At 63.3% G+C, this 22,218-nt stretch carries 18 protein-coding genes and 1 pseudogene; 11 read left to right on the forward strand and 8 right to left on the reverse strand.

The features are described from left to right. Positions 1 to 370 precede the first annotated feature (370 nt). Positions 371 to 850 carry a transposase gene (locus Q4543_RS20820; RefSeq protein ID WP_303441510.1) on the forward strand — a complete coding sequence of 160 codons (480 nt, stop codon included), beginning with the start codon at positions 371 to 373 and terminating at the stop codon, positions 848 to 850. A 26-nt stretch (positions 851 to 876) separates the two neighbouring features. Then, positions 877 to 1,170, forward strand: coding sequence for a transposase (locus tag Q4543_RS20825; RefSeq protein WP_303441511.1), 294 nt, complete (start codon positions 877 to 879; stop codon positions 1,168 to 1,170). Positions 1,171 to 1,541: 371 nt separating this feature from the next. On the opposite strand, the gene Q4543_RS20830 is transcribed toward Q4543_RS20825, so the two are convergent. From Q4543_RS20830 to Q4543_RS20860, 7 genes are all read right to left on the reverse strand, one after another. Then, positions 1,542 to 2,243, reverse strand: coding sequence for a FadR/GntR family transcriptional regulator (locus Q4543_RS20830; RefSeq protein ID WP_303441512.1), 702 nt, complete (start codon positions 2,241 to 2,243; stop codon positions 1,542 to 1,544). A gap of 136 nt (positions 2,244 to 2,379) precedes the next feature. Then, positions 2,380 to 3,909, reverse strand: coding sequence for a tripartite tricarboxylate transporter permease (locus Q4543_RS20835; protein ID WP_303441514.1), 1,530 nt, complete (start codon positions 3,907 to 3,909; stop codon positions 2,380 to 2,382). 3 nt (positions 3,910 to 3,912) lie between these two features. Beyond that, positions 3,913 to 4,344 carry a tripartite tricarboxylate transporter TctB family protein gene (locus tag Q4543_RS20840; protein ID WP_303441516.1) on the reverse strand — a complete coding sequence of 144 codons (432 nt, stop codon included), beginning with the start codon at positions 4,342 to 4,344 and terminating at the stop codon, positions 3,913 to 3,915. 217 nt (positions 4,345 to 4,561) lie between these two features. Continuing rightward, complete coding sequence (locus Q4543_RS20845; RefSeq protein WP_216005416.1) at positions 4,562 to 5,527, reverse strand: tripartite tricarboxylate transporter substrate binding protein; 966 nt, start codon at positions 5,525 to 5,527, stop codon at positions 4,562 to 4,564. Between the two features lie 575 nt (positions 5,528 to 6,102). After that, on the reverse strand, positions 6,103 to 7,623 hold the full coding sequence (locus tag Q4543_RS20850) for an aldehyde dehydrogenase (NADP(+)) (protein ID WP_303441519.1): 1,521 nt from the start codon (positions 7,621 to 7,623) through the stop codon (positions 6,103 to 6,105). Positions 7,624 to 7,625: 2 nt separating this feature from the next. Then, a complete protein-coding gene (locus Q4543_RS20855; RefSeq protein ID WP_303441520.1) occupies positions 7,626 to 8,351 on the reverse strand; it encodes a ribonuclease activity regulator RraA in 726 nt (241 codons plus the stop codon). Between the two features lie 1,051 nt (positions 8,352 to 9,402). Next, a complete protein-coding gene (locus Q4543_RS20860; RefSeq protein WP_303441522.1) occupies positions 9,403 to 10,176 on the reverse strand; it encodes a GntR family transcriptional regulator in 774 nt (257 codons plus the stop codon). Between the two features lie 141 nt (positions 10,177 to 10,317). Between Q4543_RS20860 and Q4543_RS20865 the strand changes: the two genes are divergently transcribed. The 9 genes and pseudogenes from Q4543_RS20865 (at position 10,318) to Q4543_RS20905 (ending at position 21,870) form a co-directional block, all read left to right on the forward strand. Beyond that, on the forward strand, positions 10,318 to 11,577 hold the full coding sequence (locus Q4543_RS20865; protein WP_303441524.1) for a M20 family metallopeptidase: 1,260 nt from the start codon (positions 10,318 to 10,320) through the stop codon (positions 11,575 to 11,577). Beyond that, complete coding sequence (locus Q4543_RS20870; RefSeq protein WP_216005421.1) at positions 11,574 to 13,127, forward strand: ABC transporter substrate-binding protein; 1,554 nt, start codon at positions 11,574 to 11,576, stop codon at positions 13,125 to 13,127. The genes Q4543_RS20865 and Q4543_RS20870 overlap by 4 nt, the downstream gene beginning before the upstream one ends. Before the next feature lie 57 nt (positions 13,128 to 13,184). Further along, a complete protein-coding gene (locus tag Q4543_RS20875; protein ID WP_216005422.1) occupies positions 13,185 to 14,135 on the forward strand; it encodes an ABC transporter permease in 951 nt (316 codons plus the stop codon). Continuing rightward, positions 14,132 to 14,965: an ABC transporter permease gene (locus Q4543_RS20880; RefSeq protein WP_216005423.1), complete on the forward strand. Its 834-nt coding sequence runs from the start codon at positions 14,132 to 14,134 to the stop codon at positions 14,963 to 14,965. The genes Q4543_RS20875 and Q4543_RS20880 overlap by 4 nt, the downstream gene beginning before the upstream one ends. Continuing rightward, positions 14,962 to 16,995, forward strand: coding sequence for an ABC transporter ATP-binding protein (locus Q4543_RS20885; protein ID WP_303441527.1), 2,034 nt, complete (start codon positions 14,962 to 14,964; stop codon positions 16,993 to 16,995). Before Q4543_RS20880 ends, Q4543_RS20885 begins: the two co-directional genes overlap by 4 nt. Next, a complete protein-coding gene (locus tag Q4543_RS20890; RefSeq protein ID WP_216005425.1) occupies positions 16,992 to 18,215 on the forward strand; it encodes a M20 family metallopeptidase in 1,224 nt (407 codons plus the stop codon). Before Q4543_RS20885 ends, Q4543_RS20890 begins: the two co-directional genes overlap by 4 nt. Beyond that, the gene (locus tag Q4543_RS20895) at positions 18,212 to 19,348 is read left to right on the forward strand and encodes a Xaa-Pro peptidase family protein (RefSeq protein WP_303441528.1); all 1,137 of its coding nucleotides are present in this window, start codon (positions 18,212 to 18,214) and stop codon (positions 19,346 to 19,348) included. The genes Q4543_RS20890 and Q4543_RS20895 overlap by 4 nt, the downstream gene beginning before the upstream one ends. A gap of 706 nt (positions 19,349 to 20,054) precedes the next feature. Then, positions 20,055 to 20,263: pseudogene (locus Q4543_RS20900) on the forward strand (transposase); the annotation flags it as partial. 164 nt (positions 20,264 to 20,427) lie between these two features. Further along, positions 20,428 to 21,870, forward strand: a complete 1,443-nt coding sequence (locus Q4543_RS20905; RefSeq protein WP_303441529.1) for a hypothetical protein — start codon at positions 20,428 to 20,430, stop codon at positions 21,868 to 21,870. A gap of 21 nt (positions 21,871 to 21,891) precedes the next feature. Here the strand turns inward: Q4543_RS20905 and Q4543_RS20910 are convergent. Beyond that, on the reverse strand, positions 21,892 to 22,218 hold a 327-nt coding region (locus Q4543_RS20910; protein ID WP_303441531.1), incomplete at its 5' end, for an integrase core domain-containing protein.

Here is a 22,218-nt window from a genome sequence, read left to right on the forward strand (position 1 = left end):
GGTTGGTTCTCGCAACCCGACCCTACCGGGAAACCCGATGGCCACCGTAAGCTACACCACGTCTGGGGACGTCACCCAACCCGAGCCTCGAAGGCCAAAGAACTTTTCCAGCCCAGGGCCCGCAATCAATTCGCTACCTTGTTCGACGAACGCTTCAATGCGTGACCGTATCTGAAACCCGCATGGGCCGGACCAGATACACAGACTTCATGACACTCCCGTGTATGCCGAGGATGAAGCGATTGATCCGCCAAAGGTCAAACCCACGACGCGTAATATTAACCGAGGCACATTACCCAAACACTTACCCCGCATCGAGGAAGTGATCGAACTGTAATGCACGACCTGTGAATGCGGCTGCGAACGCCATGTGATCGGCGAAGGTACCAGCGAGCGGCTGGATACTATCCCGGCGCAGTTCCGGGTGATCGTGACCCGCCGCCCCAACTATGCCTGCAGGTCCCGTGAGGCGGTATTGTTCCAGGCCTCGGCCAAACCCCGCCTGATTGAAGGCGGCAAGCCGACCGAGGCAACCATGGCCAGTGTCATCGTCAGCAAGTTTGCGGATCATCTACCGCTCTATCGTCAGATACAAATCTATGCACGGCAGGGGGGCGATCCTGATCGCTCCACGCTGGCGGCATGGGTGGGGAAAGCGGCCGACGAACTGCCCTGTCTACGATTGCCTGCTGGCGAACTTCAAACAATCCGCCAAGCTCTTCATGCCCTCTCGGCAGATTGCTATGCAATCGCTTGCCGGGTAACAGACGAGACCACCGCCCCGGTGTTTGATCCCGGTAGAGGCAAGGTCAAGAAGGGGTATTTCTGGGCTCTGGCCCGGGATGTTTGAGTAGGGATGGAGAAGACCCACCCGGCGTGGCGTTCACTTATGCGCCGGGGCGATCCGGCAAACACGCCGCAGATATTTTGAAGGGCTTTGACGGCATCCTGCAGGTCGCTGGCTATACCGGCTACAACCGGCTGATTGTCCCAAAGCGGCAGGCCAACGTCTGCTGGGCGTATGCCCGTCGTAAGCTGTTCGAGCGAACCAAAAACAGTGCAGCGCCGATTGCGCAGGAGGGGCTCAGGCAGATCACGGCAGTTTATCGCGTCGAAACGCGAATCCGCAGCTTGCCTGCATCTCAGAGGCTGGCCGTCCGGCAGGACTAATCCGTTCCGATGGTCGCGGAGTTCAAGATCTGGCTGGAACAGGCCAGAGCGCAGGTCTTTGGGCCGTTCACGACCGGAGAGGCGCTCAAACACATCGCAAAATACTGAGACGGGCTTATCCTGTTTCTCTCCAACGGGCGGATCGACGGCGCGCTGGTCATGGACGCGCTGATCCCTTTCGGGACATTGCTGCGCAATACCCTGTCGGGCAATGGATCGCCGGCCACCTGCTTTTGCGTCAGCCCACTGGTCAGCGCGATCCGCGCCGCGTCTTGGCGGAGGTCGTCCGTCGGTTACAGATCCACAGGCAGTCTCCTGTGTTGCGGTCAAGGCTGTCAAAGAAGCGCCATCGAACCGCGACAGGTCCAACCTCAGTCCTCTTGCGTGCCCACGAACATCCGGTCCTTCGCGGCGGTGATGTGGTGGCGCATTGTGGCTTGTGCCACCTCGGGCTGTTTCAGGCGGATCGCGTCGAGCACCGCGCGGTGCTCTGCCAACACCAGTTCTTGACGGCTGGGGGAGTCGAGCATGGTCAGCGACCGTGACAGCTTGACGCCATAGGCAATCTGCTCGCTCAGAGATTCCAGCACCGACGAGAAAAACAGGTTCTTTGATGCTCGGGCCACCGCCAGATGCAGGCTTTGATCAGCATCCACGCCAAGCGCGTTCTTCAGATAGGTCTGCTCCATCACATGATAGGCGGCTTCCATCCGCGCCAGGTCTTCGTCATCGCGCCGCCGCGCGGCCCAAGCGGCTGCAGCGCCTTCGACGTCAATGCGAAACTCGTAGCAACGCTGGACATCCGAGACCGATTCAAGCGGCACAAAGCTGATCAGCTCGCGGTCGGGGCGGCGCAGCACGTAGCTCCCCGAACCGCGGCGCGATTGCACGATGCCATCGTCTCGCAGCCGCGACAGTGCCCCACGCACGATCGGTCGCGAGACGCCGAAGCTTTCAGCCAGCATCTCTTCGGTGGGCAACCGGCTGTGAACCGGGTATTCCTCTTCGAGGATCTTTGTCAGAAGCTGATCGTAGACTTGATCTGCCAGTGAGGGTCGCCGTGACTCTGACAACGTGATCTCCTTGCTTGTGGACCGGGCGCGCGTAAGGCTCTTTCTGAACCGCGTTTGAGTGAAATACAGAGACCAGGCGCGCGAGGCTACAAGATGTGTGGCCGCCCCCTGGCAGGGACGGCCAGAGAGCCGGAGCCTATTTGGCCTTGGCAGCTCCAGGAGTATTTGCCGGTTTGCGGATCACCAGAAAGTAGACGAACACCAGCGTCAGCGCGACAAAGAACAGGCTGTCGGGATTGGTGACGAAGGTGGTCGGGTCGCCGTTCGACAAGGCCAGAGAGCGCCGCAAGAATTCTTCCAGATTCGGCCCAAGGATATAGCCCAGAAGCATGGTGATCACCGGAAAGCCATTGCGACGGAGGTAAAACGCCAGAACCCCCATGCCAAGCGCCATGAACATCTGGAAGGTCGAGTAGGTTGCCACGAAGCTGCCCACCACGGCCAGAAGCGCGATCACGGCATAAAGCACATCCTTGCGCACCGAGACGATCTTGATGAAATACGGCCCGATCAGCCAGAGCGTCAGAGGGATCAGCACCACCGCACTGAACAGCAGAGCGGCCAGCATGGGGGCGATCAGCCCGGCCTGATCGGCCATCAGCTGCGGCCCCGGCTGAATGCCGTTGATCACCAGAACGCCGAGCATGATCGCGGTGATCGGATCGCCGGGAATGCCAAAGGTCAGCATCGGCACCATGGCGCCACCACAGACCGCGTTGTTGGCGCTTTCCGACGCGGCGATGCCCTGCGGGTTGCCTTTGCCAAATGTCTCCGGTTCGCTCGAGTTACGCACGGTTTCGGTATAGGCCAGAAACGAGCCCATCGAGCCGCCCGCGCCCGGCAATGTGCCGACGAAATAGCCGATCAGGCAGGATTTGAAGTAGCAGCCAAAGCCGATCTTGCGGATCTCCGACAGCGGGGGCAGGAAATCGCGGCGGCGGATCTTGACCTTGTTGGCGGCAGCGGCAGCGGCGGCGCTGATATCGATGCGCGCGCTTGCCTGCGTCAGCACCTCGGCAATGGCGAAGGTGCCGATGATCACCGGCATCAGGTCGATCCCGGCGGTCAGGCTGGAATAGCCATAGGTGAAGCGGGTGATCGGCTCCATCGCGTCAAGCCCGACAGTGGCCAGCATCAGACCGATACAAGCGGCCAGCCCAGCCTGCGGAATGCGACCGCGTTGCGCGATCACCACGACGATCAAAGCGAAGGCGAGAAGAGAGAACTTGCCGGTTGTCTTCACCAACAGCGACAGTTCGGCCACGAAAGGTGCAACTGCGATCAACAAGAGCGCCCCGACCGCGCCGCCGAACATGGACCCCAGCGCCGCATGGCCAAGCGCCAGCGCCCCTTTGCCTTTCTGCTGCATCGGAAAGCCGTCGAGCGCGGTCATCATCGAGGACGGCGCGCCGGGAATGTTGATCGTGATGGCGGTGATCGAACCGCCGCACATGCCCGCCATATAGATGCTGGCACAGGCCATCAGCGCGGTTTCGACGCTGAGCGTATAGGTCAGTGGCAGCAAAAGCGCCATTGCCAGCGTCGCCGTCAGGCCCGGAATGGCGGCAAAGATGGTACCGATCACAAAGCCGAGGATCACGTAGGTGAGGTTGACCGGATCGGCCAGCAGGGAAAAACTGCTGAAAACGAGGAAGACGAAATCCATGACTTAACCCCACAGCGTCGGGAGTCGAACCCCGAACAATTGTTGGAACATGACAAAGGCCACCCCGACGATCGCGACCGAGATGATGGCCTTGAGGACCAGTTTCTCGAAATTCGAAAACAGCAGGATCAGCGCAAAGACGAAAAGGCTGGACGACAGAAAATAGCCCAGCGGCTTGAACGCCACGATGTAAAGGAAGATCGCCACCACCACCCAGAGATGGGTGTAGCTCCGTATCGCATCCTCGGGCGCGGGCTCTGGCCTGTCCCGCAGCGCCTGCAGGATCAGGACGCTGCAAAAGACAATCGCCGCAGCTCCCACGAGGATCGGAAAGAAGGCAGGCGTCAGCCCGCTCTCGGCAATCGGGGCGCCCAAACTCAGGGCCGTGACCAGATAACCAACAGACACTGCAAGAGTGACATACAGAAATACCATTTGCCTGTTTAAGAGCATCGTCTTCTCCGGGGCTGGATGTGGTGGGGGCGTCAGCGCAAGGTGGCTGTCGGTGCGGTCGTTTGCAGCGGGTGACCGCGCGTTCGACCTCGGTGCGAAAAAACCGGCGGTGGGGCCAGCGGCGGCGGTGTCTGCGCCGCTGGCCTCACCAGAACCATATCTCCGGCCCTTGGGGCCGAAGACGGGGTGGGCGTAGGCCTTACAGGCCCAATTCGTCCATAAGCGTGAACGTCTTGGTTTGCAGCTCGTCGACCCAGGAGACGACCTCATCGGAGCCCAGCCAATCGGCGGTCACGCCAACCTGTGCCAGCCAGTCCTGAAATTCGGCGCTGTCATAGGCTGCCTTGAAGGTGGTCTCCAGCGTTTCGACCGCATCATCGGGCGTATTGGCCGGAGCCGCCAGAATGAGGAAGCTGCCGGTCTGCAGGTCGTGACCTTTGGATTTCAGCGTCGGCACGTCGGTGTAGGTGGCGTTCTGCACCGAGGTCAGCTCGACCACGCCCTTGGCATCGCCGGAGGCCAGAATCCCGCTGAAGTCACCGAGGCTCGAGATCGCCGCATCCAACTCGCCCGAGAGCAGCGCCTCGGCTTCGGCGCTGGACGAGCCAGCATAGGTGATGACGTTGAAATCCACGTCGAGCAGCTTTTCCAGCTGCATCGCCGAGAGGTAGGGGCCAGAGCCCTTGGGAGCCACGCCGACACGCACTTCGCCGGGGTTTTCCTTGGCGCGGGCAATCAGATCCTCGTAGCTTTCGATGCCCGAATGCTTCGAGACGACAATGGCATCGGCCTCAGAGGTGATGCGCGCGATCAGCTTCATGTTGTCGAGCGAATAGCCCGGCACCATCTGGCCGCGGGGCAGGGTGATGACGCTGTCATAGGTCAACACGCCAACGGTGTGCCCATCGGGACGCGCGTTGGTCATCTGGATCAGCCCGGTGGCGGTGACCGCACCGGCGATGTTTTCCACGTAGATGGATTTCGGCAGATCCTGATCGGCGATATTGCTGATCTTGCGTGAGATAGCGTCTGCGCCGCCACCTGCGGGCCAAGGCACGATCAAGCGAATATCACGGGTCGGGAAATCCGCCGCGGCAACAGATGTCCCGAGGATGGCCGCGCCAAGCGCAAGGCCAAGGGTGGTCTTCAAGCTTTTGTAAAACATATTTCTGTTCCTCCTCTACAGATGTCGTTTGCCAGACAGGTCCGGCGTCCTCCGTGCGCCCCGGATCCGGAAAAGCTGGGCTTTGCCGGTTGGGCGTCCTGAATGTTGGTCAGCGTTGTCACATGTGGGCTGCGCCATGAGGCCAGATAGGCTGTCTGACGCATGATCGTGGCAGGATCAGATGGCTGTGCGTGCGCTCTGCCCCGACTCTGCCTTGCGCTGGAAACACGGTAGGCGGTGCCTCCGATGCAACTGAAACGATCCTCCCCTTCCGTCTCGGTACATTGCTTCACCGGGGATCCGCCAACTGGGCGAGGCCGTTGAAGCTTGGACTACGATAAGTAGTCAATGTTTACAAATCAACACAAATTTTACCGCCGAAGTGCATTATATGCGCGAAAATGCCTCTGATTTGTTCTGTCAGTATACACATTATGACAAAAGTTGCCAACTCCGTGCCTGCCAAGATCGCGCAAACAGGCGGCCCGTTTTGCAATATGCAAGCCTATCAACCCGTAAGCGACGTGATCAGCCCGCCGCCTCGGGAACGGCGGGCTGTCTTGACAATTCGAGCGTCAGTTTGCCTGAAGATCGGCGGGCAACAGCGCCTCGGGCAGGTTCTGATAGCAGACCGGCCGCAGGAACCGCCGAATCGACAGGGTGCCGACCGACGTGGCGCCAAAATTGGTCGACGCGGGGTAAGGCCCGCCATGTACCATGCTGTCCGCCACCTCAACCCCGGTGGGGAACCCATTGGCCAGCACGCGCCCGGCCATTTTCTCAAGCACCGGCAAAAGATCGCGCGCAACATCGATGTCGCCATCATCCATTTGCAGCGTCGCGGTCAGCTGCCCCTTGAAGCTGGCGGCAACCGCCAGCATTTGCTCGGTGTCCTTGACCCGGATCACCAGACCCAGCGGGCCAAACACCTCCTCCGACAGTTCTTCGTTGGCCAGCCAGTCCTTGGCCGAAACGTCAAACAGATACGGCACGGCGGAGCGGCCTTCGCAGGTGCTGGTCAGCAGCGATTTCACGCCCGCGCCCTCCGACACGCGACGCGCACCGTCGCGGTAGGCGTCGGCCATGCCATCGGTCAGCATGGTTTGCGCAGAGACCGCTTTGAGGCCTTCGCTCGCGGCGCTGACAAAGGCCTCGGCCTCTGGCCCGTCCACCACGATAGCTATGCCGGGGTTGGTGCAGAATTGGCCGACGCCCATGGTCAGGCTTCCGGCCCATCCCGTGCCAAGATCGGCGCCGCGCGCAGCCGCAGCCTCTGGCAGCACGAACATCGGGTTCACGCTGCCCAGCTCGCCAAAGAACGGGATCGGCTCGGGGCGTTTGGCGCAAAGGTCAAACAGCGCGCGCCCGCCGCCGAGGCTGCCAGTGAAGCCAACGGCCTTGATCCGGGGATCGGTGACAAGCGCCTCGCCGACCGCACGGGAGCCGCCTTGTACAAGGCTGAAAATGCCGCCGTTCATGCCAAGCTTGTCCAGCGCCGCAACGATGGCATCGCCGACAATCTCGCCAGTGCCGGGATGGGCGCCGTGGCCTTTGACCACGACAGGACAGCCCGCCGCCAGCGCGGCAGCGGTGTCGCCACCGGCAGTAGAGAAGGCCAGCGGGAAGTTCGAGGCGCCAAACACCGCGACCGGGCCGATCGGTCGTTGCATCATCCGCAGATCAGGGCGCGGCAGCGGCTGGCGGTCCGGCAGGGCAACATCGTGACGACGATCGAGGTAAGCCCCATCACGGATATGGGCCGCGAACAGCCGTAGCTGACCGGTGGTGCGGCCGCGCTCGCCCTGAAGCCGCGCTGCGGGCAGGCCAGTCTCGGATGTGCCGATTTCGGTGATCTGATCACCGCGGGCGTCGATTTCGTCGGCGATGGTTTCCAGCAGCACCGCGCGTTCTTCCCGCGAGGAGGCGGCAAAGCCGGGGAACGCCGCATGCGCTGCGGCGCAGGCTTCGGCGACCAGTTCGGGCGAGCCTGCCGAGAACTCAAAGGCACTACCGCTGGCCGGTGCAGAAGAGAATTTTGCCTCGGCACTCACGCGCTTGCCAGCAATCAGATGGTTGCCGTGTGGGGTAAACGTCATGTTTATCGTCCTGTCTTTTCGCGCCATGCGTTGAATTTTACGATGCTCTCGTCGTCGGTCCCCGGGTAAAGACCGATAATGCCGGCACCCTCGGTGACCTGCTCGAGCACGAAATCCTCGTAGGCTTCCATTTCGGTACATTCCGCCGCAATCTCATCCGCGAGATGCGCCGGGATGACCATGACGCCATCGCCATCGCCCAGCATCACGTCGCCGGGAAAGACCGGTGCATCGCCGCAGGAAATCGGCACATTCAGTTCGATCGCCTCGTGCAGGGTCAGGTTCGTGGGGGCAGAGGGGCGTGCGAAATAGGCCGGCATGTCAAGCGCGCCAATTCCCGCCGCGTCGCGCACACCGCCATCAGACACCACACCTTCCACGCCGCGCTGTTGCAGCCGTGTCACAAGGATCGAGCCGGCTGTTGCGGCGCGGCAGTCCTTGCGCGCGTCCATCACCAGCACATGACCCTTGGGGCAGGTCTCGACCGCGACGCGCTGTTTGTGGTCGCGGTCGCGGAACACGGTGATCGGGTTGCGATCTTCGCGCGCCGGAATATAGCGCAGGGTATAGGCCTGGCCGACCATGGTCACCGGCTTGCGCTCGACCGGTGTGACCCCCTGCACGAACTGATTGCGCAGTCCTCGCTTGTAAAGCGCGGTGGCCACGGAGGCCGTGGACACCTTGCGTAATTTGTCGCGCGTCTCGTCGGACAGGATATATTCGCTCATCACTTTTCCCTATGGCCTGGCGTTTTGCAGCCTTGGACAAGGCAGGCTCTGCAATCTCTCTTCCAGCCAATCGCAGCGGCGCCGCCCCGGTCTTGGACCTTCCAAAGAAATCCAACCCGCTCCTCCCAAAGCATTGAACATTCAGTTACACGCGTGCGGCAGATTAGTCAATATTAGTAATAATATTAACGCAGGAAGCGCCGGATTTTTAGCTGAGAAGCGCTCATATCATTACTAATAATAACAACATTACCCAAGGAGCGGCTGCCGAAATCCTGAAGCTTGTGACACAAGATTTGCGGCGCAGTCTGCGAAAGTGGCCATGCGTTCTTATCGCAGAGCCCGGGAAAACCGCCTTGAAGCCAACGTTCGCCGCAAGCCTTACCAAAGGTACGGGCGCTATCAATCGAACCGCTCTCGCCTGCCTCGTCGCGGTTGTTGCACATCGAGAAGCCGGCGGGCGATGGGCCGTGCCGCCGTCATGTGACAGATAAATCCGATGAATCGGCCCGGCGCCAAGCAGGGTGGCCGGAATGGCATGACCGCATTCGTGGATCGCGATGCGACGTTCAAAGCGGTCCCGTCCGGGCTGACTAACCGACAGGGCGGCGAGGGCCGGCGTGGAAGTTGTCAAGTCAACAGAGCACGCTCAACTTGTGAGCGGTTGTGGGCAAATTTAGCGATACTCGCCGCGCTTTCCAGGCATAGAATGCTTCCATCCGATGATATTGGACGGTCAGGGCTGCGCGACGAGGGGATTGGGAGTCGCGCTTCAGGTGGCGCGCATTCGGGATCATTTTCGACGGCTATTGCCGCTTGCTGCAGCGTACGCGCGTGACGGACTGGGAACGCCGCTTCGACGAGATCGAGGCGGAAGACCCGCACAAGGCCCAGACCTTTCCCAAAGGGGCAGGGCGCGTAGTGCGCGGTATTCTCCGATGAGCGCAAGCTGCTATGCCCCTACTGCAGTGGGCGGGTTTCTGCGCGGCGCGGCGCAGGAACCCGACAAGACAGGGATCGTCAGAACGGGGTGCCCCTCTCGCCGGGCGGCCTAGCGCAGTTCGTTGATATAGCAATGATCTTCGGTCAGCGCCGCGTGGCGCATGGCGACCAGTGGGCGGTTACTGGAATCATAGGACACCTCGTCGATGTCCAATAGGGCGCGGGGCGCGTTGCGCGGTAGGTCGAGGTAATCCAGATCCTCTGGTGTCGCCAGCCGGGCGATCAGCTTTTCGCGCACCGCAGCAAGGCGCAACCCGTGATGTTCCAGCAGCCATTTGTAGATCAGCGTGGGCATCTCTTCGATCGTAACTGGGAAATCCGGGGCCAAGGCCAGCGGAATTGTCACACGGTCGATCATCACCGGGCGATCTTCGATCAGCCGCAGCCGGTGCATGTAGATCACCGGCGCCTTCGCAGGCAGATCCAGCCGTTCCGATTCATCCAGCGTTGCCCTGCGGTGGCAGGCATCGACCAGCACCGTGCGGCTGCTCGACAGTCGTCCCTCGATCGTATGCAGCCGATAATATTGATAGAATTGCGACATGGAATGATGCGGCGTGCGCCCCGTCACCACCGTGCCGGTCTTGCGCCGCCGCATGATCACCCCTGACGCGGTCAGATCGCTCATGGCGCGGCGAATGGTGCCGTAGGACACGTTGAACTGTTTCGCCAGCTCCAGTTCCGGCGGCAACACATGGCCTTCGGTCCATGTGCCAAGGATGATGCGCCGCAGGATGCGTTCCTTGACCTGTTCGTGCAGCGGCTTGCGTTCGAGCCCGTCTTGCAGCGTCTCGGTTTCGGAAAGCTCCGGGGCGTCGGTCATGATTAACTCCTGTTCACACAGTGCTTAATATTTCCACACAAATCACACTTGCCAAGTGCCGTCTATGTGTATTTCTATATAGGTATGAGAAACGAACTGACATCTGCCCAAACTTCCGACACCCCTGCCGATACAACTGGCATGGTCGACACGCTGCGGCAGCTTGTCGAAAGCCGCACCCCTATGCCCCCCGGCAACAATTACGCGCCGCATGCCGATCTGCTCGAGGCGCTCTTTGCCCCGCTGGGCGGCACGGCGGAACGGGTGACGGTGCCGCGCGATCTGTGGGACGGGCCGGGGCTGGACGGTGCGCGGGTGAACCTGCTGCTGCGTCCCGACATGCCCGGCGCAAGCGATGCGCTGCCCGAGGCGATGATCTATTTCCACACCGATACCGCCCCGGCCGGCGATGGCTGGACCCGCGACCCCTTTGCACTGTCTCAGGACGGCAGCCGGCTTTACGGGCGCGGCACTGCGGACATGAAGGGCACCATCGCCGCCGTGCGCGACGCGTTGCTGCGGCTGGCGCAGAGCAGAACCGCGCTGGCCTTTCGCCCGGTGCTGGCGTTTTGCACGGATGAAGAGGGCGGGCGCTATCCCGGCATCCGCCACCTTGCCGAAACCCGGCCTCTGCCCGAGGTGCTGCTGAACCTCAACGGCTCCGCCGAGCCGCGGATCTGGGCGGGCTGTCTTGGCTCTCTGGACCTGACGCTGGAAATCGAGGGCCGTGCTAGCCATTCGGGCGACCCTGATCGCGGCATCAATGCCGCCGAGGCGCTATTGCCCGCTCTGACCGCTCTTCTGGCGCTCAAGCCGGTGATCGAAAGCCGCACCACGGCGCTGGCCCCGCCGCCCTGGGCCGATGGCCCGCTGCCCGCGCGCCTGAACCTGACGGCGATCCACGCGGGCGACAAGGGATCGGCCATTCCCGGCCGCGCGCAGGTGACGATGAACCGCCGCTATCTGGCCGAGGAAAACGAAACCGCCGTGATCGCCGAGCTGCATGCCACCGTCGCCCGCGCGATGGAGGGCAGCCCGGCGCTGAGCTGGGATCTGCGGACCACCGGCCACCTGCCGCCCGTTTCCGATCCGGATGGCCCCGCAACCCGGCGCTGGACCCTTGCCCGCGCCGCCGCCTTCGGCCTGCCCGAAGAGGCGTTTGTGCGCTATGGCTCCGGCACCTCGTCGGATTTCGGCTGGGTGCAGCGGGCGGGCGTGCAGCACATGCTGCTTGGCGGGCTCGGGCGGCCCGGCCACAACATGCACGGCCCCGACGAATTCACCACGGTCGAGGATCTTCGCGCCTTGTCGGACGCGATTTTCCTGTTCCTCGCCGAAGGATGCGCTCCGCAAGGCGCCACGGACCCCGGCAACGCTCCAACAGAAGGATCCCCCCAATGACACATACCCTAAACCGGCGCGGTTTTCTGCGCACGGCCGCTGCCACCGGCGGGCTGATGACCCTGCCGGGACTCGTATCGATGGCACAGGCGCAGAACATCACGCCCGGCGGCACGCTGCGCGTCGGCCTGAACATCACGCCCTCGGTGCTGAACCCGATGCTGCTGCGGCTCAATTCGGAATACATGCTGGCCGAGATGCTTTATTCCGGCCTGACCACGCTGGCGCCCGACATGACAGCGCAGCCCGATCTGGCCACCGAATGGCGCGCCAATGACGACGCCACCGAATGGCATTTCACCCTGCGCGAGGGCGTCACCTTTTCCAACGGTGCAGCGCTGACCTCGGCGGATGTGGTCGCCTCCTTCACCAAGCTGCTCGACCCCGAAACCGCGGCGCCCGGCAGCCGCAACCTTGGCCCCATCGCCAAGGTGGAGGCCGATGGCGATTACGGCGTGGTGTTCCACACCTCGGCCCCCTATGCCGACCTGCCCGTCGCGCTGACCTATCCTACCGCCAAGGTCGTACCCGCAGCGATCATCGAAAGCGATTTCGACAGCCTCGCCACCACGCCGGTCGGTTCGGGTCCGTTTCGCTTGTCGCAATTCATCGCCGATGACCGCGCCATCGTCGAAAAGAACCCCGATTACTACATCGAGGGCCAGCCCTATCTCGACAGCGTCGAGGTGCGCACCTTCCCCGATGCCGCTGGCGCTGCCGCCGCGATGCTGGCCGGCGAGATCGACCTGCTGAACGAGATTCAGCCCACCGATTTCGCCCGCATCTCGGAGGGCGCGGGCATCGAAGGTCTGCGCACCCCCTCGGGCCGGTTCCTTGACGTGGTGATGGATTGCACCGTCGCGCCCTTCGACAACCCCAAGGTCCGCGAGGCCCTGTCCTTTTGCGTCGATCGCGAAGCCATGGTCGAGCTGGTCGCCGAAGGCTACGGCACGCCGGGCAATGACACGCCGGTCAACGCCTCTTATGCCTATCACGCCGATGCCCCGCTGAAGCAATACGATCCCGAGAAATCCAAGGCACTGCTGGCCGAGGCCGGCTATCCCGACGGTATCGAGATCGACCTCATCGCCTCGGTGAAGCCGGATTACCGCTCGGCCATGGCCGTGGTGCTACGCGAAATGGCCAAGCCCGGTGGCTGGACCATCAACGTCAAGACGATGGATCACCCCAGCTATCTGGAACAGGTGTGGAAGAAGGGCAATTTCTACGTTGGTTTCTACAACATGCAGCCGACCGAAGGCACGATCTTCAACCTGCTGTTCACTTCGGATGCCAACTGGAACGAAACCCGCTGGAACAACGCCGAATTCGACGCGCTGGTCATCAAGGCGGATGCCACCACCGACCATGACGAACGGGCGCGGCTTTACGCCGAGGCACAGGCGATGATGCGCGCGGAAATCCCGGCGCTCGTGCCCTGCTTCTTCGACCTGCTGGGCGCGCGCGCCGAGCAGGTGATGGGCTATGAACAGAACCCGCGCGGCGCGAACTATGCGCTGCACAAAGTCTGGCTGTCCGCAGGCAGCTGATGCCCGATCCGGGCCGCACAGTCCTGTGCGGCCCCCCTCTTGCAACCGGAGTCCCCAATGTCGGCCAGCTTTCTGCTGCGCCGTCTGGCGTATCTTGCGCTGACGGCCTTTCTTGTCTCGCTCATCGTCTTTGGCGTGACGCAGCTTTTGCCAGCAAATGCCGCGACGATGATCCTTGGCGAATACGCCACCCCCGAGGCGCTGGCCGCGCTGAACCAGAAGCTGGGGCTGGATCAGCCCGCGCTGGTGCAATACGGGCAATGGCTGTCCGGTGCGGTGCAGGGTGATTTCGGCATCTCGCTGCGCACCAGCCAGCCGGTTGGCCCGTCGATCATGTCCGCCTTCGGGCGCTCGGCGCTGCTGGCGGCGCTGTCGCTGGCGCTGGTTTGCGTGATCGCCATTCCGCTGGGCGTCTGGGCTGGCACCAAACGCGGCGGGCCGACCGATCTGGGCCTGTCGGTGGTCAGCTATCTTGGCGTATCGCTGCCCGAATTCGTGCTGGCGACGCTGCTGCTGGCCTGGCTTGCGGGGCCGGCGGTGGGGCTGTTCCCCGCCTCGGGTTACACCCCCTTTTCCGAAGATCCGCTGAAGGCGCTGCATCACCTTGCGCTGCCGGTGATCACGCTGGCGATCATCCTGACCGCCCATATCAGCCGCATGGTCCGTTCGGAAATGGTCGACACGCTGGAAAGCGATTTCGTCCGCGCCGCCCGGCTGCGCGGCCTGTCGAAACGACAGGTGATCTACAACCACGCGCTGCGCAATTCCATGCTGCCCGCGATCACCGTCATCGCGCTTGATGTCGGTTACCTGATCGGCGGGGTGATCGTTGTCGAAGAGGTCTTTGCCTTTCCCGGTATCGGGCGGCAGCTGATCCTTGCCATCCAGAACCGCGACCTGCCGATGCTTCAGGCCGGCGCGCTGATCATGGCGCTGACCTATGCGCTTGCCAACCTTGCGGCGGACCTTGCCTATGCCGCGCTCGACAAGAGGATCCAGTACAAATGAAGACCCTCCGGGCCCTGCTCCGCAATCCGCAAGGCGCCGCCGGGCTGGCGCTGTGTTCTCTCGTGATGCTGACGGCCATTCTTGGCCCCGCCATCGCGCCCAACGATCCCGAGGCGTTTCACTTCGGCGCCCGATTTGCCGCGCCCTCGGCCGAATTTCCCTTTGGCACCGACTGGTACGGGCGCGACCTGTTCAGCCGCATCCTTGTGGGCGCACGATCGACCGTGCTGCTGGCGCTGCTGGCGACGGTGATCGGCACCGCGCTGGGGGCAATCATCGGCGTGGTGTCGGGCTATCTTGGCGGGATGGTGGACGAGGCGATCATGCGCGTGACCGATGCGGTCATGGCGATCCCCTCGCTGCTGTTTGCACTGATGATCCTTGCGGCGCTGGGGTCTTCGGCATTGAACGCGGTGCTGGCGATCGGCATCGCGTTTACACCGGGCATGGCGCGGATCTCGCGGTCGGTGACCCTGCAGGTACGTAGCCTCGATTACGTCTCGGCGGCCAAGGCGCGCGGCGAAAGCCTGCGCTGGATCGTGCTGGCCGAGATCCTGCCCAACACCATTGCCCCGGTCATCGTCGAAGGCACCATCCGCGTCGCCTTTGCCATCATGACGCTGGCCACCCTGTCGTTCCTTGGCCTTGGCGCACAGCCGCCCGCGCCGGAGTGGGGGCTGATGATCGCCGAGGCCCGTGACCACCTGTTCCGCAGCCCATGGCCCGTGGTCGCCCCCGGCGCCGCCATCGCCATCGTCGCCATCGGCTTCAACCTGCTTGGCGACGGGCTGCGCGACGTGCTCAACCCGCGCACCGGAGACCACGCATGACCCTGACCGTTCGCGATTATGCGCTGTATTACGACACCGCCACCGGCCCGGTGCGCATCCTTGATGACATCTCGCTCGACATCGCGCGGGGCGAAGTGCTGGGGCTGGTGGGGGAAAGCGGCTCGGCCAAATCCTCGCTGGCCAATGCGGTGATCCGCGACCTGCCGGGCAAGGTCCATGCCGAACGCGGCAGCATCTGTCTTGGCGACGAAGACATCACCCGCGCCTCTGCCGCCACGATGACCAGCCTGCGCGGCAAGCGCATCGCCATGGTGTTCCAGAACGCCGCGACCACGCTGGACCCGGTGCAGACGCTGGGCAACCACCTGCTGGAAACGCTGGAGCGCCACACCACGCTGGACGCCAGCGCCCGGCAGGCGCGGGCACTTGAGCTGATCGGCATGGTTGGCCTGCCCGATCCCGCCGCCATGATGCTGCGCTTTGCGCATGAGGTGTCGGGCGGCGAAAAACAGCGCGTGGTGCTGGCGCTGGCCTTTGCCTGCGAACCCGAGCTGATCCTGTTCGACGAGCCGACCTCGGCGCTTGATGCGACCACGGCGGCGACGCTGCTCGATCTGTTCCGCGAGCTTCAGGCCCGCACCGGGGTTTCGGCGCTGTTCATCAGCCATGACCTTGGCACCGTGGCCGACATCGCCCACCGGGTGGCGGTGATCTATGGCGGGCGCATCGTCGAACAGGGCCCGACCGAGGCGATTTTCGCCCGCCCGCAGCACCCCTATACGCAGGCGCTTCTGGCTAGCCTGCCGCGCCCGTCCGACCGGCTGACGGCGCGCGGCCTTGCCACCAGCGGCGCGCGCCCCGCCCCGCGCAGGGGAGAGATGCCCGCCTGCCTGTTCTCCGGTTCCTGCCCGCATCACGACCAGGCCATCTGCGATGCGCAGCGGGTGCATGCCGTGCCGATCGCCGACCGCAGCATCGCCTGCGCCCGTGTCGCCCGGGGCGAGACCCTGCCCACGCCGGATGCCCCCGCGCCGCTGCCCTCGCCGCGCGACAGCGCCGTGCTGCTTGAAGCGCAGAACCTGTCGGTGACCTATGGCCGCCCGTCCCTGACCGACCGGCTGCGCGGACGCACGGCGTTGCAGGTTCGCGCCGTGCGCGACATCAGCTTCCAGCTGCACCTGGGCGAAACGCTGGCGCTGGTGGGGGAGTCCGGCTGTGGCAAATCCTCGCTCGCACGCTCGCTTTCCGGGCTGCAACCGTTTGCGGGCAAAACCTTGCTTGGCGGCGTCGAAACCACCCCCGACAGCGCCGCATGGCGGGCGCGGGTGCAGACGATCTTTCAGAACCCCGACAGCTCGCTCAACCCCCGCCACACGTTGGCGACGATCCTCGGGCGGCCGCTGAAACTCTTCCGCCCCGATGTGGACCGCCCGGCGGAAATCGCCCGGCTGCTTCAACGGGTGCACCTGCCGGCCGATTACGCCAATCGCTACCCGCACCAGCTTTCGGGCGGGGAAAAGCAGCGCGTCGCCATCGCCCGTGCGCTTGCCGCCGAACCCGATGTCATCATCTGCGACGAAATCACCTCGGGCCTTGATGCCGCCGTGCAGGCCGCCATCGTGCGGCTTTTGCGCGAAATTCAGGCCGCCAGCGGCACCGCGCTGGTGTTCATCACCCATGATCTTGGCATCCTGCGCCATGTCGCGGATCGGGTGGCGGTGATGTATCTGGGCGAGATGGTCGAGACCTGCGAGGTCTCCGCCCTCGATGCCGCGCCTTGGCATCCCTATACCGAGGCGCTGCTGTCCTCCTCCCATTCCGTCGATCCGCAAAGCCGCGCCCGCCGCGTAAGGCTGCAGGGAAGCCTGCCCAAACGCACGCAGGATCTGCCCGGCTGCCCCTTTGCCAGCCGCTGCCCGCGCCATCTGGGCCCGCAATGCGACACGCAGCGCCCGCCCCTGCGCCAGCCCGAAGACGGCCACGCCATCCTCTGCCATCTGGCGGACGACACGCTCCATGCCGTGCCGCCGATCTGGCAGTTCAAGACCCCCGAAAGGACGACCCCATGACCCCCGAAGACCTGATCGCCCGCGTCGACGAAGACGCCTGCCTTGCGCGGCTTGCCGACATGGTGCAGCGCAAGAGCTATTCCGAAACCGATGGCGAACGCGCTCTGGCCGAGCATATGCACGGCATTCTTGGCGACATGGGGCTGGACGCAATGCTGCAACCGGTCGAGGGCCAGCGGGTCAACGCCATCGGCACGCTCAAGGGCACGGGCGGTGGCAAGAGCCTGCTGTTCAACGGGCACCTTGATACCAACCCCGTCACCACCGGCTGGACGGTTGATCCTTGGGGCGGCGTGATCGACGACGAATTCATCTACGGCATCGGCGTGTCCAACATGAAGGCGGGCGACGCCGCCTATCTGTGCGCGGTGGAAACCATCCTCAAGGCCGGGATGAAGCCCAAGGGCGATGTCATCCTGTCCTTTGTCATCGGCGAGCTTCAGGGCGGGATCGGCACGGTGCGGATGCTCGAACAGGGGGTGACGGCGGATTACTTTGTCAATTCCGAACCTACCGACATTCAGGCACTGACCCTGCATTCGGGGGCGTTTTCCTACCAGATCGAGCTGACCGGCAGCACCCGCCACGTGTCCAAACGCCACGAAGCCTGCGATGCGCTGGCCGCCGCCGCCGCGCTGGTGCCGCGCATCAACGCCATGACCTTTACCGGGGCGCAAACCGACGATCACAAGGCGGTCAACCGCGGCCATGTCGGCGTGCTGCGCGCCGGGCTCGGCGACACGTTCGAGGAATGGCGCCCGCCGCAGGTTGCGGACCGCGCGCGCATCCTTGGCACCTGCCGCTATGCGCCGTCGCAGACCGTCGAGACGGTTCTGGAAGACATGCGCACCCTGCTGCGCGCGCTGGAACTGGAATTCCCCGGCCTCAAGTGGTCGGTCGACAGCTATGACCAGCGGGCGAACAAGCCGCAGATGCCGCCCTTCGAGGTGGCGCGCGACAGTGCCATCGTTCAGGCGGTGAACGCGGCCTATGAAACCGTGCGCGGCAGGCCCCAGCCCACCGGCCCGATCACCCCGCCGTGCTTCTTTGGCACCGATGCGGCGCATCTGTCCGCCGCCGGGATCGAAGGTGTCGTCTGCGGGCCGGGCGGCGAATTCAACACCATGCCCGACGAACGTGTCCGCAAGAGCCAGTTCATCGATTGCGTCAAGATCTACATCCTGACCATCGCCGCCATCTGCGGGCTCGAAGCCGCATGATCCCCGCGCTCTACGCTCCGCGCGTGGAGAAACTCCGCAGCGCCATGCGCGCTGCGGGGGCCGATCTGTTCCTGTGCGATCATGCCGAGATGTTGCATTGGCTGACCGGCTACACCGTGTCCGAGACGTTCTATCGCGGCTGTGTCCTGCCACTCGATGGCGATCCGGTCTGGGTGCTGCGCGCCATCGACGAGGTCCCGTGCCGCGCCGCGACCTGGGTCCGCGACGTGGTGGTCTATGCCGATCACGAGGATGCCCATGCCTGCATGGCGGATATCCTGCGCCGTTTCGGGTCTGTGCGGATCGGGGCGGATTTCACGTCTTTCGGCTTCACGGCCTTTACCCGCGACCGGCTATCCGCGCTGCTGCCGGGCACCGATTGGGTCAACCTGCACGAGATCTCCAACCGCATCCGCAGCGTCAAGGACGCGCATGAGATCAACCTTGTCGCGCAGGCAGCACAGATCGCCGATGGGGCGATGGCCGCCATTGCGCAAGGCATCGCTCCGGGGATGCGCGCCCGCGATGCGTCGGCCATCGCGGCGCAGCATTACTTGACGCATGGGGCGGATGACTACTGGGTCGGGCCGATTTCCATCGCCCGCCGCGCGGCGCAGGCCGATGGCCACGGCATGGGCTTTCTGCACGCGACCTTCACCGAAGACAGGCTCGCGCCAGGCGATATCCTGCATGTCGAACTGGTGCCGCGGGTGGGCTATTATGCCGCCCGGTTCATGCGCTCGATCAGCCTTGGCCAAGCGTCGGCAGAGGACACTGCCATCATGGCCCGCATCGCGGCGCTGCAAGATGCGCAATTCGCCGCCATCCGTCCCGGAGTGGCGGCCCGTGACGCCGATGCCATCTTGCGCGAGGCGATGCTGTCGGAGGGGCTGCGCGAGAGCTACCCCAATATCACCGGCTACCAGCTGGGCAGCTACGCCAAGACGCCGCGCTCGTCGGAAACCATGGTCAGCCTGCATCCCGGCGCCGACTGGCGGTTCGAGCGGGGGCAGGTGTTCCACCTCTACACCACCGCGCGGGGCCTCGCGCTGTCTGAGACGGTAGAGATCACCGCCGATGGCTGCCGGCGGCTGACACGGACCGACCGCCGCATCCTTGTCGCCGCAGGCTGAACGGCTTTCCAGAGCAGCGCTGGCGACAGGGGCGGGACCGTCCGCGTCGAGCATGATGATTGGCTTGGCGACGAAAATGCCTCTTGGTAAGGGTCAATGAGGGCCTGAGGATGGGCTGGACATGCTTGCCGCTCTGGGGGGTTGCGCCCCTGATCGCCGGGGACGAACGGTGGTGCGGCGCTTTTCCGACGTGATACTATCGGCCAAGTCCAAATAGCTGTCGCTTTCGCCACCTCTTCCGCCCGGCAGCGCCATGGCCGAGATGAATAGGATCCTGCCGTCTTCGTTCCGATCAAACCGATGGGACAAGAAAACCGGCTTGTCACCCGCCATCTCAAGCGTGTGATCAGAAAACGTAATTCCGGCGCGCCTTGCCAATTCCAGTCCGATGGCCCCCAACGGCCCCCACAAGAGGTGTCCGTCTCTTCCGGGAACGTTGCGAGGGGAAAACGACGGTGTTGGCCAAGGATACTGGCCTTTGGCCGTGCGCCTCCCAAGGAACTTCCCAGAGCAAACGCATTTTGAGATCCTCAGTGGTCTCTTCCCCGCGAAGGACGCCCTGAGACGCCTGGAGCAAATCCCAGAGGCTCACGAGCGCAGGCAACTCTATGCCCCCGGGCGCCTGAGACCATCAAATCGCTGCGGCAGGCTGACTCGGGTGGTACTTTGGGCGGGCGGAACCGGGGCCGTTCTGATAGCTTGGCCCATACCGACCGCCGCTAACCTGCCCGAGGACATTGACGCCCTGAAGGCGATGCTGGGCGTCTCAAAGGCGTGCAATCTACACAGGGACGAGTGGTCGCGCCTTTCAAGCGGCTCGCCTTCGGGCGCAAGTCGGAGAAGAGCGCCCCAGAGCAGTTCGAGCTCGCGCTGGAAAATCTGGAAACGGCGATCGCGCTGGCGCGCGCAGAAGAAGCCATTCGTTGTCATACGGGATGAGGACGATCTGTCACAGTTTTGACAGGTTTTTCAACGATGCGAGAAGCGGCCTTTATGTTGGTCGCGTTAAGTCATATAAGACTAAACGTATATTTTAGAATACGCATCATTGGCGCCACCGTTTGAAGAAGGTAATCATCGTGGATCTGTCACTCAGCTTCCCAACATTGCGCGCCCCTCTGGGGCGGTCGGGTGTTCCGGCGGTTGTTGCGGGCACGTTCTGCTTGCTGGCGGTATCCGCGCAGGCTGCGGTGCTTTCAGATGCCACCTACGGCAACCGGTTTTCCGGAACCCCGGTCAATCAGCGGTTTCTGCCCAGCGGCGCCTCGATCGTATCGACGCCCGACAGCAAGAGCTGCGTCGTCAGCCGCCGAATCGAGATCGAATCGTCGACCTATCTGCGCAATGACCGCAGCGCCGTGCCGTTCGACGATATCGTGCGCAGCCCTGCCACGTCGATACAGGCGATTGCCGCCGCGGACGGGGCGGTTTCGTTCCGCATCCAGCTGAAATACAGCGTCGTGCCCGGAACCCCGGTGTCGATGATCATCGGCGATGCGCGCTATGACCTGCAGGACACGCTTGAGTACAGCACCGACAGTTTGTGGATCCAAGGCACTCGCGCTGCGGCGCTCGAGGCGGCGTTCCGGGACGGTCTGGCCATGGGGCTGTCGGCGAAATCCGTCGATACCGACCATATGGTGACCGACGCCGTGCTCACGCCGGATCTGGATGCGCTGGCGGGGTGTGTCGCCGAGCTGCCAGACGACACACTGCCGGTGGAGGACATCAGCAACGATGTCCGGCTGGTGTTCCATGCCGATCCCGAAACCACGCCACTGGCGACTTTGCCGCAACTGCAGGCGTGCCGGATGAACGATGTGCCGGGAGAGCTGCACCTTGCCAAGCTGCAGCAGGTCGGCGGGTTCTTTTCCCAGACCGATAAGGTCTTTGTGTCGTTCGACCCGGATGGTCGGCTGGCGCGGGCCTATGTGCCGGGCATTTTCGACGGCGATTTCAGCAATGATGGCCACACCGCCCGGCTGAGCCGCGCCGCGGATGCCAATGTTCCGAACGCCGCCAATGACGTCAAGGGCTGCCTTGGTTCGGCCGAAATAGAGATCTGTGCCCTCAGCGCCGAGGATGGCAACCACGTGCTTGCGCCCTGCTCTTACATGCAGATGCTGTCGATAAGCGACCCCGAGGAGTCGGGTCTGAACGACCCGGTCTTGTCCACAAGCGGCGAAACGAGCGCCCCGGAAACGCTGATGGTGATGGGCACGACCGCATCGTATGGGGGGACCTCCAGCCAGTTTGACAATTCTTCGTCAACGTCGAGTGGCTCTACCTCGCCCTCGTACAGTTACTATTCGGCGAGTGGTGGGGATGACCAAGATTCGGACGACGATGATACCGACTCCGATTATGCGTTCACTGCTCCATTAGATGACGACAACACCAGTCGCAGCAATGACGAATCCGTTTCAGCAGTTCCTCTGCCCGCGTCTATGATGTTCATCATACTCGGTCTGGCATCACTCCTTGCGACGCGGATCCGGTCGGGCAGACGTGCCGCGCGGTAACAGGCTGTTGACGACGTCGGATTAGCTGTTCAGTCCCGGCATTTGGTGGATCGGATCGATGATGAAACTGTCTGGCTCTGATGTCCATATTTTGCAGATGTATTCGTAGGGCGTGAGCCCGCTGAGCGTCTTGAGCCTGCGTGCGAAGTTATAGGCCGCCATGAAGTCCGCGAGGTGCGTGCGCAACTGATCATGACTGTCGTAGTGGTATCGTTTGACGGTCGCCTCCTTGATCGTGCGGTTCATCCGCTCGGCCTGGCCGTTGGTCCAGGGAGCTATTGTCAAATCTGGTGTTTGGGCGGTCATCAAGCGGCGGCCTGATCTTGTGTTGATGGCTTGATGCCGTTG

This window comes from Salipiger sp. 1_MG-2023 (genome assembly GCF_030547555.1).
Classification (GTDB): domain Bacteria; phylum Pseudomonadota; class Alphaproteobacteria; order Rhodobacterales; family Rhodobacteraceae; genus Salipiger.